The following is a 13,575-nucleotide window of genomic DNA, read 5'->3' as shown; positions in this document are numbered from 1 at the left end:
GGGCCTTCGGCAGGAAGACCGCCGGGGACACTGCCAGGGAAACCGCGGATGTGACTGCAATCACTCTGCGGCCTGTCCGGTCCGCATTCCAGAACTTCACCGCGCGGGCTCGCTCAACGGCGGCGATGCTGCGGCAAACGGCACCCGCCGCTACGCTGGGCACCATGCCGGACTCCCCCCTCCTGACCGCCGCGGCGGTGGCGGTGATCGCCATGGCCATTGCCGTCGTCGTCGGCGTGGGCCTGAAGGTGCTCCGTTCCTTCCGGGAGCTGGGCACCGACGCCGAACGCGCCACCTACCAGACGCTGCACGCCGCCTCCCAGGCCGGCCAGCACCTGCGCCGCGGGCTGAACCCGGCAGGCGCGGCGAAAGCCAGCCGCCAGCTCCGCTCCCTGCTGGGCTGTGACTCCCTGGCCATCACGGACACATCCGGCGTCCTGGCATGGGACGGCGGAGCCGAGGACATCAGGCCGCGGCTGATGGAGCTCGCCGCCGGGGTACTGGAATCGGGCCGGGCCGCCGTGCTCCCGGCAGGCACGGAAGGAACCGGAGGCCACCTTGCCGGCGTCATCGCACCGGTGCGGGCCGGCGCCCGGGTGGTGGGGGCGGTGGCGGCGTTCGCGCCGGCGGCCGGCGCGGGCCTGGTCCGGGCCACAGGGGAAGTGGCCGACTGGGTGGCGGTGCAGGTGGAACTGGCGGAGCTGGACGCGTCCCGCACGTTGCTGATGGAGGCGGAAGTGCGGGCGCTGCGCGCGCAGATCAGCCCGCATTTCATCTACAACTCGCTCAACGCCATCGCATCCTTTATCAACACGGACCCGGAGCGGGCCAGGGAGCTGGTGGTGGAGTTCGCGGACTTTACCCGGTACTCCTTCCGCCGGCACGGGGACTTCACTACCCTTGCCGAGGAGCTCCGCTGCATCGACCGATACCTGCTGCTGGAGCGGGCCCGGTTCGGCGAACGTGTCCAGGTCAGCCTGCGCATTGCCCCCGAGGTCCTCAGTACCGTCATCCCCTTCCTGAGCCTCCAGCCGTTGGTGGAAAATGCCGTCCGGCACGGGCTCGAGGCCAAGGAGGGGCCAGGACACATCAGCATCACTGCCGAGGACGCCGGGGCCTTCGCCGAGGTAACCATCGAAGACGACGGCGTGGGAATGGATCCCGAACAGCTCAGGTCCGTGCTGGCGGGCCACACCGACGGGGACCATGTGGGGCTGCGGAACGTGGACGCCCGGCTCCGGCAGGTGTACGGCAACGATCACGGGCTGGTGGTGGAAACGGCGCCGGGTGAGGGAACACTGATCACCATGCGGGTGCCGAAGTCCCAGCCCGGCCACGATGCGTGAGGCGGCCCCCGCCCCTGGAAGTACCCTAGGAGCATGATTAACGTCCTCGTCGTTGACGATGAGTTGCCCGCCGTTGAGGAACTGGCCTTCCTGCTCGGCAGGGATGAGCGCATCGGCAAGGTGCTGCGGGCAACGTCCGGTACGGAAGCCCTTGCAGCCCTGGCCGCCGGCGGCGTCGATGCCGTCTTCCTGGACATCCACATGCCCGCCGTGTCCGGCCTGGACATCGCCGGTTTCATTGCCCGGAGCAGCAATCCGCCGGCAGTTGTCTTCGTCACCGCCGACGAGGACCACGCCCTGGCCGCCTTTGAACTGGCCGCCGTCGACTACCTGCTCAAACCCGTCCGCACCGAGCGCCTGGCCCGCTCCGTCGGGCGGATCAGCGAACTGCGCGACGGCGGCAGCGCACCGGAGATGATCACGGTGGACCAGGGCGGGACCACCAGGATGATCCGGCGCGACGACGTCACGTACGTGCAGGCGCAGGGCGACTATGCCCGCCTGCACACCGCCGACGCCAGCTACCTCATCCGGGTTCCGCTGGCCGACCTTGAACAGCAGTGGGCGGATGCCGGTTTCATCCGGACACACCGTTCCTACCTGGTGGCGCTGAAGCACGTGTCCTCGATGAAGCTGGCTGCCGACGGTCCCCGGGTGACCGTCGCCGGGGCAGGACTGCCCATCAGCCGGCGCCACCTGCCGCTCGTGCGCGAGAAGCTCGAAGCCACCCGGATCAGGCCGCACGCATGACCAGGGTCCGGGTCACTGCCCCGCACGCCTCCCCGGGCAACGCGGGGCGGGGCGGACCCCGCCCGCTGGAATCGCGCGAAGCCGCCCAGGACTCCGAGGTGGGCCAGGTATTCGTCCGGTCGCTGATCAGGTCGCAGCTGCGGCTGGCCTTGGTGGTGGCCGGCGGCTTCCTGCTGATCCTGGCCGCGTTCCCGTTGATCCTGATTGCAGTTCCCGGCCTGGCCGACACGCGGATCGCCGGCATCCCCTTCGACTGGCTACTGCTGGGCATTGGGATCTACCCGGTGATCGGGTTGAGCGCCTGGCTGTACGTCAGGACGGCGGCCCGCAACGAAGCGCGCTACCGCGACCTGGCCGGCGAACAGTGAACACGGCTGCAGAGGACGGCCCGGTGGGGCAGCAGTGAACGCCGGCGTCGCCGTCGCAGCGGTCACGGTGGTGTCCCTCGCCACGGCCATCATCGGGTTCTACGGGCTGCGGATCTCGCGCACCACCGGGGATTTCTACGTCGCCTCCCGGACGGTCCGGCCCTGGTGGAACGCGTCGGCGATCGGCGGCGAATACCTGTCCGCTGCCAGCTTCCTTGGCGTGGCCGGACTCATCCTGCTGTCCGGGACCGACGCCTTATGGTTCCCGGTGGGCTATACCGCCGGCTACCTGATGCTGCTGCTCTTCGTCGCCGCGCCGCTGCGCCGGTCCGGGGCCTACACCATCCCGGACTTCACCGAGTCCAGGCTGGCGTCACGGACCGTCCGAAGGGTCACCAGCCTGGTGGTGGTGATGGTCGGATGGCTGTACATCGTGCCCCAGTTGCATGGAGCGGCGCTGACTATCCGCATCACCACGGGCCTGCCGTCCTGGGTGGGCTCGGTGGCTGTCGTGGTGGTGGTGTGCCTCACCGTGGTGGCCGGCGGCATGCGGTCCATCACGTTCGTCCAGGCGTTCCAGTACTGGCTCAAGCTGACCGCCCTTGCCGTGCCCTTCCTGTTCATCGCCTTCGTGCTGGCCGGGCACGGGACGGAACCGCTGGCCCTGGCCGCCACCAACCCCACGGGGGCGCCCCCCGCCGGCCCCTACCAAAACATTTCCCTGCTGGTGGCATTGCTCTTCGGCACGCTGGGACTGCCGCATGTGCTGGTGCGTTTCTACACCAATCCGGACGGGCACACGGCCAGGCGTACCACGCTGATCGTCCTGGGACTGTTGTCGGTGTTCTACCTGTTCCCCACCGCGTACGGCCTGGTGGCGCGGATGTTCGCCCCGGACCTGGCCCGTTCGGGCCAGCCGGACGCCATGGTCCTGCGGCTGCCCGGCGAATTCGTTGGCGGTACGGCCGGCAGCCTGCTCTCCGCCCTGGTGGTGGCGGGGGCCTTCGCGGCGTTCCTCTCCACAACCTCCGGCCTGGTGGTCTCCCTGGCCGGCGTCATCAGCCAGGACGTCCTGGGTGGAAGCGTGCGGGGATTCCGGCTCGCCGCCGTCGTGTCCGCCGTCGTTCCGCTGGGCTTTGCCCTCATGACCGATTCCCTTGCCCTGGCCGGAAGCGTGGGACTGGTGTTCGCGTTCACCGCCTCGACGGTCTGCCCCGTGCTGCTGCTGGGCATCTGGTGGCGCGGGCTGACGGACACCGGAGCCATCGCGGGCATGGTGACGGGCGGGGTGCTGTGTGGCGGGGCGATGATCGCCGGCTCGCTGGCGTTGGCCGGTTCGGGGCAGACGCCGGCGTGGCTCGCCCAGCCTGCGGCCTGGAGCGTGCCCACGGCCTTCGCCGTCATGGTCCTCGTTTCCCGGGCCACGGCCAACCGTGTTCCCGCCACAATGCCGCGGACCATGACCCGCCTCCACACCCCGGAACGGCCGCTGGCAACCGGACGGTGATCGGGAGGACAATAACGCCATGTCCATCGAGGACGGCGGCCCGGGCCGCCGGCAAGGCGCAGTCCCCGCGTCCGTGCGGGCGCAGCTGCTGGCCACCGAGCACTGGGGCCTGCTGGCGTCGCGGAGCACCGCCCAAAGCGAGGTGCTGACACGGATCAGCATGTTCCTGACCTTCACCTCCGCGAGCGTGGTCAGTGTTGCCCTGGTGGGCCAGGCGACGGGGTTCTCGGACGCCTTTGTGCTGCTGGCCGTGGTGGTCCTGTTCATCGATACCGCGATTGGCCTGCTGACCCAGCTGCGGGTCATGAACGTGGCCCATGAGGACCTCATGTACGTGACGGCCATGAACCGGCTGCGCGCCGCGTACGTTGACCTTGACCCCGGCGTGGCCCAGTACTTGATGGCGTCCCACCACGACGACGAGGCCGGCTCCGTCCAAACGTACTATTTCTTCGGGAACCGGGGCACTTTCAGCCACGTGGCCGGGAGCAGCATGATTTTCATGACGACGGCGAACGCTGCCTTGATTGCCATCCTTGCCGGCCTGCTGGTGACACTCGCGGGTGCAGGTATCGGAGCGGCGTCGGTAACGGGAGCGGTATGCGGGGCCGGGTTCCTGGCGGTGTCCGCGGTGCGTGGCAACCGCAGCTACCGCGACGTGTGGCGGCGGTTCAGGCCGCTCTCCCCCACCCCGCCGGAAGGGGATTGACCGGCCCGCTGCACCTGACGGTCAGTCGATGGCCGCCATCAGCTCGACCACGCGGTCCAGGAAGGCGTCCACCTGGGATTCCTCGTAACCGTCGTGGCCCACGGCCGGACGGAATACCGCGCGCCGGACGCTGTCCACGCTCAGGGGTTTGTCCTGCTCCAGGTAGGCGACGAGTTCGCGGCACAACCGGTCGACGTCGGCCGTGTTGTAGCTGCGGGCCTTCTTCTTGGTGGGCCGGCGGAACCGCTCACCGTCCGGCCGGTGCAGCCGTCCCCTGAGGATGCCGGAGAGGCTTCCGATTTCGCGCAGCCAGGCTTCCTCGCCGCGGGCCGCAATCAGCTCATCCCGCTCGCGGCGGGCGAAAGCGTCCTCAAGCCGGTCCAACGCGGCGTCCACCACGGCGGCGGAGTAGCCGCCCTTGACGGGGTCGAAGGACACGGACCTGACGTCGGAGCTCTTGACGGGGTCCCCGGCGGTTTCGGGGGTTTCCAGCGAGACCCGCGCCCGCTGCAGGAACTGGTCCACCTGCTTGGCGTTGTAGCCGTACTCACTGCGCTGCACGCGCTCAAAGGACGCAGGGATCTGCCGATGAATGTCCAATGCCACTTCGATTCCTTCAATGCTCTTCAGCCGGAGTGCTTCCGCACCAGTTTAAGGTGCCGGAGAGGGTGAAACCGTCCGGACCCGTTGTGTGTGTCATGTGGGCCCGGGCAGGGGCCGTTCCTTCGCAGCCCCGTGCCACGTGCCTCAATCAGGCGCCGGCCACGAGTCCGTACAGGATAAAGGCCACGGGTGAGGCGAAAACAATGGAGTCCAGCCTGTCCATCACTCCGCCGTGGCCGGGCAGGATGCTGCTCATGTCCTTGACCCCAAGTTCACGCTTGACCATGGACTCGGCCAGGTCCCCGGCGGTGGAGGCGGCCACGGTTCCCACCGCGAGGACCACACCTACCCACCACGGCTTGTCCAGCACGAAGATGGCAGCCAGGACGCCGATCAGCATGGCGCCAGCGGCCGACCCGGCAAAGCCCTCCCAGGACTTCTTGGGGCTGATCTTCGGCGCCATGGGGTGCTTCCCGATGGAGGCTCCCACGAGGTAGCCGAAGGTGTCGTTGGAGACCACCAACAGCAGCATGACCGCAATCTCCCAGGCGCCGATGGGCGCGAGGCCGCCTGGCCACAGCCCCAGGGGTATGGTCCCGGCCGCGTGCAGCGGCAGTGTCGCGAAGCTGATGAAGAACGGAACCCAGCCCAGCGTGAAAACGCCGGCGAAAATGCTGTTGGCCGAACCCGCGGCGCTTTCGATCGAACGCCACAGCAGGACGGCCACGGCGCTGAGCAGCAGGGCGAACAGTTGGCTCTCAATGCCACCGAAGTAAGCCGCGAACGGAAGGGCCACGGTGCCGGTCATCACCGGCACGATGGGCATCCTGGTCCCGTTGGCCTCCAGCGCCCGGTAGATTTCCCAGACACCGAAGACGGCGAAGGCCGTCACGATGGCTACGAATGCCAGCGGGAGGAACAGCAGGCCGCCCAGGACGCCCAGCAGCATGGCCAGGCCCACCACGACGGCAGCGGGCAGGTTCCGCCCGGCCTTAGGCGTCGGGTTGCTCCTGGGCGGCTTCCCCCGTGTGCGGGCCCGTGAAGCGGGGGCCTGATCTGCCTGGCCCATCAGACTTCGAGCAGCTCTGCTTCCTTGCGCTTGAGCAGCTCGTCAATGCCGTCCACGTGGGCCTTGGTGAGGCCGTCCAGTTCCTTCTCGGCCCGGCTGCCTTCGTCCTCGCCGGCTTCGCCGTCCTTGACCAGGCGGTCCAGGGTTTCCTTGGCCTTGCGGCGGATGTTGCGGATGGAGACCTTCGCATCCTCGCCCTTGGTCTTGACGATCTTGACGTATTCCTTGCGGCGTTCCTTGGTCAGTTCAGGAATGGTGATCCGGATGACGTTGCCGTCGTTGGACGGGTTGGCGCCAACCTCGGAATCGCTCAAGGCGCGTTCGATGTCCCGCAGGGCGGTCTTGTCGAACGGGGTGATCAGGATGGTGCGGGCGTCCGGGATGGCGAACGATGCCAGCTGCTGCAGCGGTGTGGGCGAGCCGTAGTACTCCACCAGGACCTTGTTGTAGAGGCCGGGGTTGGCGCGGCCGGTGCGGATGGAAGCGAAGTCTTCCTTGGCTACCTCTACGGCCTTGTCCATCTTTTCTTCGGCTTCGAGCAAGGTTTCTTCGATCACGGTCTCTCCTGACGGTTCTGGTGCAGTCCGGTGGCGCCGGTTGCACTCACGTGGTTCTGTGTTGCCGCTTCCGTCCCCGCCGTCGCGGGCGGGGACGGAACTGTCCTGAAATCATCCTAGCCGGAGCTAGGCGCTGACCAGCGTGCCCAGCTTTTCGCCAAGGATGGCGCGGGTGACGTTGCCTTCACCCTCCATGCCGAAGACCACCATCGACAGATCGTTGTCCTTGCACATGGTCATGGCTGTCTGGTCCATGACCCGGATGTCGCGGCGCAGCGCATCGTCGTAGCTAAGAGTCTCCAGGCGCTCGGCGTTGGGGTCCTTCTTGGGGTCTGCCGTGTAGACGGCGTCCACCCCGCTCTTGGCCATCAGGACGACGTCGGCGTGGACTTCCAGGGCCCGCTGGGCGGCTACGGTGTCCGTGGAGAAGTAGGGCAGGCCGGCGCCGGCTCCGAAGATGACCACACGCCCCTTTTCCATGTGCCGGATGGCGCGGCGCGGAATGTAGGCCTCGGCCACCTGGCCCATGGTGATGGCGCTCTGGACCCGGGTTTCCACTCCTGCCTGCTCCAGGAAGTCCTGCAAGGCGAGGCAGTTCATGACAGTTCCCAGCATGCCCATGTAGTCGGCGCGCGAGCGGTCCATGCCGCTCTGGGACAGTTCGGCGCCGCGGAAGAAGTTGCCGCCACCCACCACGATGGCCACTTCAACCTGCGGAACCGCCGCCGCGATCTGCTTGGCGACGTCGCGGACGGTCTCAGGGTCGACACCCAGTTTCCCGCCGCCGAAGACCTCGCCGGAGAGCTTCAGGAGGACCCGCCGCTTGCTCTTCTCTGAATGCATGTCAGTGTTGACGGCTTCCATGATGCCTTCCCGTTGGTGATTCTGAAAAAAGGGTATCCTGCCGGGTCCACTGCTCGGAACCGGCCGCGCTTGCCGCTGCGATTCCAGCGGATTGGGCGCATGCAAAAGGGGCGGCCACCGAAGTGGCCACCCCTTGCAGTTTCGACTAGGAGCCGACGCGGAAACGCGTGAACGCAGTTCCCTTGACACCGGCCTCTTCGAGGATCTGTGCCACGGACTTCTTGGCGTCCTTGGCGAATGCCTGGTCTACCAGGACCTCGCCCTTGTAGAAGCCCGTCACGCGGCCTTCGACGATCTTGGTGAGGGCTGCCTCGGGCTTGCCTTCAGCCTTGGCGGTCTCCTCGGCGATGCGGCGCTCGGACTCAACGAGATCGGCGGGAACGTCCTCACGGGTGAGGTAGTTCGGAGCCATTGCTGCGATGTGGACGGCGACGTCGTGGGCAGCGGTGGCTGCGGCTTCGCCTTCACCGTCAACGGCGAACAGCACGCCGACCTGGGCCGGGAGGTCCTTGGAGGTCTTGTGCAGGTAAGCATCCACCGTTGCACCCTCGATGCGGGAGATGCGGCGGACCACAACCTTCTCGCCCAGGATGGCGCCCTCTTCGACGACGACCTCGGACAGCGGCTTGCCGTCGACATCGGTGGCGAGCAGGGTTTCGAGGTCGGCAGCGCCGGACTCGACAGCGACGGCCAGGACCTTGTCGGCCAGCTGGATGAACTTGTCAGCCTTGGCAACGAAGTCGGTCTCGCAGTTGACCTCGATCATGACGCCGACGCCGTTGCTGACCTTTGCGGCCACCAGGCCTTCGGCGGTGGAGCGGCCTTCACGCTTGGTAGCGCCCTTCAGGCCCTTGATGCGGATGATCTCGATGGCCTTCTCGGCGTCACCGTTGGCTTCGTCAAGAGCCTTCTTGACGTCCATCATGCCGGCGCCGGTGCGCTCGCGCAGGGCCTTGATGTCCGCGGCAGTGTAGTTCGCCATGTGAACCCCTCTGTCTAGAAATGTTTGGTGGTGTACGGACCGACAGGACGGCAGCCCACGGGTGTGGGCTGCCATCCTGTCAGCAGCTCCGGCTGCGGACAGCGCGGAGAATCCGGATTGACGTGTCTTACTTGGCGTCTTCGGCGGGAGCCTCAGCAGCGGGAGCCTCAGCAGCAGCGGGAGCTTCTTCGGCCGGAGCCTCAGCAGCGGGTGCTTCTGCGGCCGGAGCCTCGGCGTTCTCGGCCGGAGCAGCAGCGGCTTCTGCCTTGTTGCCTTCGAGGAGCTCGCGCTCCCACTCGGCCAGGGGCTCTTCCGGAGCTTCGGTGGTGCCGGTGCCGCGGTTGTTGCGGGCGATGAGGCCCTCGGCGACGGCGTCGGCGACAACGCGGGTCAGGAGGTTCACGGAGCGGATGGCGTCGTCGTTGCCCGGGATCGGGAAGTCGACTTCGTCGGGATCGCAGTTGGTGTCCAGGATGGCAACAACCGGGATGTTCAGCTTCTTGGCCTCGTCAACGGCGAGGTGTTCCTTCTTGGTGTCGACAACCCAGAGCACGGACGGAGCCTTGGTCAGGTTGCGGATACCGCCGAGGTTGGACTCGAGCTTGGTCAGTTCACGCTTGAGGAGCAGCAGCTCCTTCTTGGTGTACGCGGAACCGGCGACGTCGTCGAAGTCGATCTCTTCGAGTTCCTTCATGCGCTGGATGCGCTTGGCGACGGTCTGGAAGTTGGTCAGCATACCGCCGAGCCACCGCTGGTTCACGTAGGGCTGGCCCACGCGGGTTGCCTGCTCTGCGATCGCTTCCTGGGCCTGCTTCTTGGTGCCGACGAACAGCACGGTGCCGCCGTGGGCAACAGTGGCCTTGACGAACTCGTAAGCGCGGTCGATGTAGGACAGCGACTGCTGCAGGTCGATGATGTAGATGCCGTTGCGCTCGGTGAAGATGAAACGCTTCATCTTCGGGTTCCAACGGCGGGTCTGGTGTCCAAAGTGGACGCCGCTGTCAAGCAGCTGGCGCATGGTTACGACGGGCATTCCGACGCTCCTTATTTTCCGGCAGGTCATTCATGAGAAACCCCTGGGGTTTCTTACCCTGCCAATAGTTGACGGTTGATCAGCGTGGCCCGGACGGGCCGTGCTCCTGGCATCCTCCGGTTTTCCCATCAGGGCCAAAGCCCTGACCGCAGGAACCCCGGACCTCCATGGGCAACGCCGTGGCGTTGGCTCCCGGAGGGCTGGATGCGCGTAGTCAGCCGCTGCTCCCCCACACTCCTGAATGAGATGTGCCGACGCAATCCGGACAGGGGCATGTACCGCGAAGGTGAACCACTGGGACGGGAAGCGTTGAGGGCGCAGCAAACTGCTCCATCAAGTGTACTACAGGCGCCCCTGCGCGCCGGACAGTCCAGGCACCCCCGGGCAGCTTATCCACATAGCCGTTTTGTGCCCTGCCGGCATGTCTTACCCCCGGGCAGGCTGGTCGCATGAAACCACCAGTCCTCCTGGCCGCCCTCCTGCTGCTGCCGGCGTCCCTGGCTTCGGCCGGGCAGCCTCCGCCGGTCAGGTCCGTTCCGGCCGTCGCCTCAGACGCCGGCATCCCGGGAGTACACCAACAGGGAAGCACGACGACGGCTGCCGAGGCAGGTGCCAGGCCTTCCTGGCGCTGGCCGCTGGCTCCCCGGCCGCCCGTGCTCCGGAGCTTCGATCCGCCGCCAAAACCCTGGCTCAGCGGGCACCGCGGCGTGGACCTGGGGTTCACGGCGGGCGGCACCGGCGTCCTCTCCCCTGCGCCGGGAACGGTGAGTTTCGTGGGCGTCGTGGTGGACCGGCCCGTGATCACCATCGACCACGGGGACGGCCTGCGGAGCAGCTTCGAACCGGTGGAAAGCACACTGGCAGTGGGGGCTGCGGTGGGCGCCGGCGAGGTGATCGGCACGGCGCTGCCTGGACATTGCCGTGCTGCACAGTGCCTGCACTGGGGCGTCAGGGACGGGGATGAGTACGTCAATCCGCTGCAGTTCATCCTGGACCTGCGCCCGTCCATCCTGCTCCCGCTGGCCGGAGGACCGTAGCCGGCAGCAGATCACACGATGGCTGAGATACCCGTGACAGCGCGGCCCGTCACCAAGGTGTTGATCTCGGCCGTGCCCTCGTAGGAGTAAATGGCCTCGGCGTCGGCGAAGATCTTGGCCATCTCGAAGTCGGTCACGATCCCGTTGCCGCCAAGAATTCCGCGCCCCAAAGCCACGCTTTCCCGCATGCGGGCCGTGGTGAAGGCCTTGGCCAGCGCGGATTGCTCATCCTTGGCCACGCCGGCATCCTCCAGCTGCGACAAGCGGACCATCATGCCCATGGAGCTGACCGCGTTGCCGAGGATCCGTACCAGCTGGTCCTGGATGAGCTGGAAGGAGGCCAGCGGACGTCCGAACTGCTGACGCTCCACCGCATAGCGGCGGGCCACGTCGAACGCCGCCAGTTGAAGTCCCACGGCCTGCCAGGCGACGGCCAGGCGGGTAACCTTCAGGACTTTGTTGACGTCGCGAAAGCTGTTGGCGTTCGCGAGTTTGAAGTGCTCCGGGACCGCCACGTTATCCAGGACGATGTCGGCGTTCTGGACGGTTCGGAGGGATATCTTGTTCTCGATTTTTGTCGCGCTGAAGCCGGCCAGCGCGGTGTCCACCATGAAGCCCTTGACCTGGTTGTCCGCCTCGTCGCGGGCGTACACCACCACCCAGTCAGAGAAGGTGGCGTTGCCGATCCACCGCTTGGCGCCATTGAGGATCCAGTGGCCGCCGTCCTTGCGTGCCGTGGTGCGCGTCCCGCCGGCGACGTCGCTGCCGCCCAGCGGTTCAGTCAGGCCGAAGGCCCCGATCTTCTTCAGTGCGTAAATGTCGGGCAGCCACTCGTCCTGCTGCTCCCGGGACGCCAGCAATTCGATGGAACCGGTGAACAGCCCGTCATGCACGCCCAGGAACGTGGCGATGGAGGCGTCGGCCCGCGTGGCTTCGGCGTGCAGCAAGCCGGCGAACAGGTTGGAGTAGCCCTGCCGCCGGACGGGGCTGACCAGGTCCACGGTGGCGAGCTTGGGCACCAGGTCCATCGGAAACTCCCCGCGGTTCCAGCAGTCCACGGCGATCGGACGGACCTCGCGTGCCAGGAAGTCCCGGACTTCGGCCAGCCGGTCCCGTTCCTTGTCGGAGAGGAGTTGCTCGAAGGCGAAGAAGTCGCCGTCGGCGTAGGGAAGCTCGTGGGGATCAACGGCCGAGGTGGGCATCAGTACCTTCTTTGGTGATCAGTGGTAACCAGGCCGCGGTGGCCGGCAGGTATGTTACTGACCAGTAACATACCTGAGAGTACCCCGTTAACCAAGAAGGCCGCGGCCGACAAGGATTGTCGGCCGCGGCTTTTCCACGGCGGTAGGGCTACTCGGACTTGAACCGAGGACCTTAGGATTATGAGTCCCGCGCTCTAACCAGCTGAGCTATAGCCCCCAGCGGCCCTTGGGAGCTGGAGCGTACGCCACGCTCCAGCAGGGCAAAAACACTCTAGCAAACCCGGGAAAGGGTTCAGACCACTTTGTCCTCGTAGGTGGCGCCGCGGTAGAGGTCCTCGAAGGTCTGCAGCGTGCCCTGGATGCTGTGGGGCTCTACCATCTGTCGGCTGGCCCGGCCCATGGCGCGCCGCTCGTCCTCGGGCAGTTCCAGGACCTGGGTGATCTTCTTGGCGAGGTCGTCACTGTCACCCGGCGTGAAGAGGTAGCCGTTCTCGCCATCGCGCACCAGGTGCGGCAGCGCCATGGCGTCGGCAAGGACCACGGGGGTGGAGGCAGACATGGCCTCGAGGGTCACCAGCGACTGCAGTTCGGCGGTTCCGGGCATGCAGAAGAGGTCGGCCGCGATGTATGCCCTGCGGAGTTCGTCGTCGCTGGCGAGCCCCAGGAACTTCACCCTGCCGCCAAGGCCCAGCCGCCGCACCAGGTCCTCAAGGGCGGTCCGCACTTCGCCGCCGCCCACGATCTCCAGATGGACATTCAGCTCCGCCGGAGTCTTGCCGATTGCCTCGATGAGCACGTCGACGTGTTTTTCCTCGGCGAGGCGTCCGGCGAAGAGCACCGTGGGGTTGGCATGCGGTTCGATGTGCTCGCCGGGCTGCAGCTCGTAGGCGGCGGAGTCGATGCCATTGGACAGCGGCAGGACCTTGCGCAGGAACGCGTGCTCGTGCATGGCCTTGGCGGCCAGCGGCGTGGGCGTGGTGACGACGTCCGCCTGGCCCATGACCTTGCCCATGTCCTTCCAGGAGACCCGCCCGATGATGTCCTTTAACCACTGCGGGAACGGCAGGAACGGGTTGAGGTTCTCCGGCATGAAGTGGTTGGTGGCCACTACCCGGATGCCGCGTTTCACGGCCTCATAGAGGACGTGCTCGCCGATCATGTAGTGGCTTTGGATGTGCACCACGTCCGGCTTGACCCGGTCGAAAAGCAGGCTGATTTCTCCCTTGATTTCCCAGGGGAAACAGAGGCGGAAGGTCTCGTGGGTGAACGCCTTGTGCGAGCGGAGCCGGTGCACGGTCGCTTCGCCCCGGAATTCGGTGAAGCTCTTTCCCTTGGTGTCGCGGGAGGCCAGGACATGGACGTTGTGTCCCCGGGCAGTCATTCCCTTGGCCAGCCGGTATCCGAACTGGGCCGCGCCGTTGACGTCCGGCGGATAGGTGTCCGCCGCGATCAGGATGGTCAGGGGGCGCTGGTCGGCTGGCGTGGTCATGTGGAGTACTCCTGATGGTCACGGTGCGGGCAGCGTGGAACTGACTGCACGGTTGGCCG

Annotated in this window: 14 protein-coding genes and 1 tRNA gene; 6 read left to right on the top strand and 9 right to left on the bottom strand. The window is 66.7% G+C overall.

What is annotated here, in order from left to right; genetic code table 11:
• Window positions 1–164 precede the first annotated feature (164 nt).
• Genes AB4Y79_RS11950 through AB4Y79_RS11930 form a run of 5 tightly spaced genes read left to right on the top strand, consistent with a single transcriptional unit; the run spans window position 165 to window position 4,680 of the window.
• A complete protein-coding gene (locus AB4Y79_RS11950; protein WP_441862162.1) occupies window positions 165–1,346 on the top strand; it encodes a sensor histidine kinase in 1,182 nt (393 codons plus the stop codon).
• Between the two features lie 33 nt (window positions 1,347–1,379).
• Window positions 1,380–2,096, top strand: coding sequence for a LytR/AlgR family response regulator transcription factor (locus AB4Y79_RS11945; RefSeq protein ID WP_441861897.1), 717 nt, complete (start codon window positions 1,380–1,382; stop codon window positions 2,094–2,096).
• Window positions 2,093–2,464, top strand: coding sequence for a hypothetical protein (locus tag AB4Y79_RS11940; RefSeq protein ID WP_441861895.1), 372 nt, complete (start codon window positions 2,093–2,095; stop codon window positions 2,462–2,464). Before AB4Y79_RS11945 ends, AB4Y79_RS11940 begins: the two co-directional genes overlap by 4 nt.
• A 34-nt stretch (window positions 2,465–2,498) precedes the next feature.
• Complete coding sequence (locus AB4Y79_RS11935; protein WP_441861892.1) at window positions 2,499–3,971, top strand: sodium/solute symporter; 1,473 nt, start codon at window positions 2,499–2,501, stop codon at window positions 3,969–3,971.
• 19 nt (window positions 3,972–3,990) lie between these two features.
• Window positions 3,991–4,680, top strand: a complete 690-nt coding sequence (locus AB4Y79_RS11930) for a hypothetical protein (protein ID WP_441861890.1) — start codon at window positions 3,991–3,993, stop codon at window positions 4,678–4,680.
• Window positions 4,681–4,701: 21 nt separating this feature from the next.
• Here the strand turns inward: AB4Y79_RS11930 and AB4Y79_RS11925 are convergent, their stop codons facing one another.
• From AB4Y79_RS11925 to rpsB, 6 genes are all read right to left on the bottom strand, one after another.
• Entirely contained in the window at window positions 4,702–5,286 is a 585-nt protein-coding gene (locus AB4Y79_RS11925) for a DivIVA domain-containing protein (RefSeq protein ID WP_441861887.1), read from the bottom strand.
• Window positions 5,287–5,431: 145 nt separating this feature from the next.
• On the bottom strand, window positions 5,432–6,352 hold the full coding sequence (locus AB4Y79_RS11920; protein ID WP_441861885.1) for a phosphatidate cytidylyltransferase: 921 nt from the start codon (window positions 6,350–6,352) through the stop codon (window positions 5,432–5,434).
• Window positions 6,352–6,909: a ribosome recycling factor gene (gene frr / locus AB4Y79_RS11915; protein ID WP_308931505.1), complete on the bottom strand. Its 558-nt coding sequence runs from the start codon at window positions 6,907–6,909 to the stop codon at window positions 6,352–6,354. The genes AB4Y79_RS11920 and frr overlap by 1 nt, the downstream gene beginning before the upstream one ends.
• Before the next feature lie 126 nt (window positions 6,910–7,035).
• On the bottom strand, window positions 7,036–7,773 hold the full coding sequence (gene pyrH / locus AB4Y79_RS11910) for a UMP kinase (RefSeq protein WP_441861882.1): 738 nt from the start codon (window positions 7,771–7,773) through the stop codon (window positions 7,036–7,038).
• A 145-nt stretch (window positions 7,774–7,918) separates the two neighbouring features.
• A complete protein-coding gene (gene tsf, locus AB4Y79_RS11905) occupies window positions 7,919–8,755 on the bottom strand; it encodes a translation elongation factor Ts (protein ID WP_018763429.1) in 837 nt (278 codons plus the stop codon).
• Window positions 8,756–8,882: 127 nt separating this feature from the next.
• Window positions 8,883–9,788 (bottom strand): 30S ribosomal protein S2, encoded by a 906-nt coding sequence (gene rpsB / locus AB4Y79_RS11900; RefSeq protein ID WP_308931507.1) that lies wholly within the window; start codon window positions 9,786–9,788, stop codon window positions 8,883–8,885.
• Between the two features lie 449 nt (window positions 9,789–10,237).
• Between rpsB and AB4Y79_RS11895 the strand changes: the two genes are divergently transcribed.
• On the top strand, window positions 10,238–10,825 hold the full coding sequence (locus AB4Y79_RS11895; protein ID WP_441861878.1) for a murein hydrolase activator EnvC family protein: 588 nt from the start codon (window positions 10,238–10,240) through the stop codon (window positions 10,823–10,825).
• A gap of 11 nt (window positions 10,826–10,836) precedes the next feature.
• On the opposite strand, the gene AB4Y79_RS11890 is transcribed toward AB4Y79_RS11895, so the two are convergent.
• The 3 genes from AB4Y79_RS11890 to AB4Y79_RS11880 form a co-directional block, all read right to left on the bottom strand.
• On the bottom strand, window positions 10,837–12,027 hold the full coding sequence (locus tag AB4Y79_RS11890) for an acyl-CoA dehydrogenase family protein (protein WP_441861875.1): 1,191 nt from the start codon (window positions 12,025–12,027) through the stop codon (window positions 10,837–10,839).
• Window positions 12,028–12,170: 143 nt separating this feature from the next.
• A tRNA-Ile gene (locus tag AB4Y79_RS11885) sits at window positions 12,171–12,244 on the bottom strand.
• Window positions 12,245–12,319: 75 nt separating this feature from the next.
• The gene (locus AB4Y79_RS11880) at window positions 12,320–13,516 is read right to left on the bottom strand and encodes a glycosyltransferase (RefSeq protein ID WP_441861872.1); all 1,197 of its coding nucleotides are present in this window, start codon (window positions 13,514–13,516) and stop codon (window positions 12,320–12,322) included.
• Between the last annotated feature and the right edge of the window lie 59 nt (window positions 13,517–13,575).

The sequence above is a fragment of the Pseudarthrobacter sp. YAF2 genome (genome assembly GCF_052113345.1).
Taxonomy (GTDB): domain Bacteria; phylum Actinomycetota; class Actinomycetes; order Actinomycetales; family Micrococcaceae; genus Arthrobacter.
Note: the sequence above shows the minus strand (reverse complement) of the source record. Positions and strands in the feature narration are given on the sequence as shown.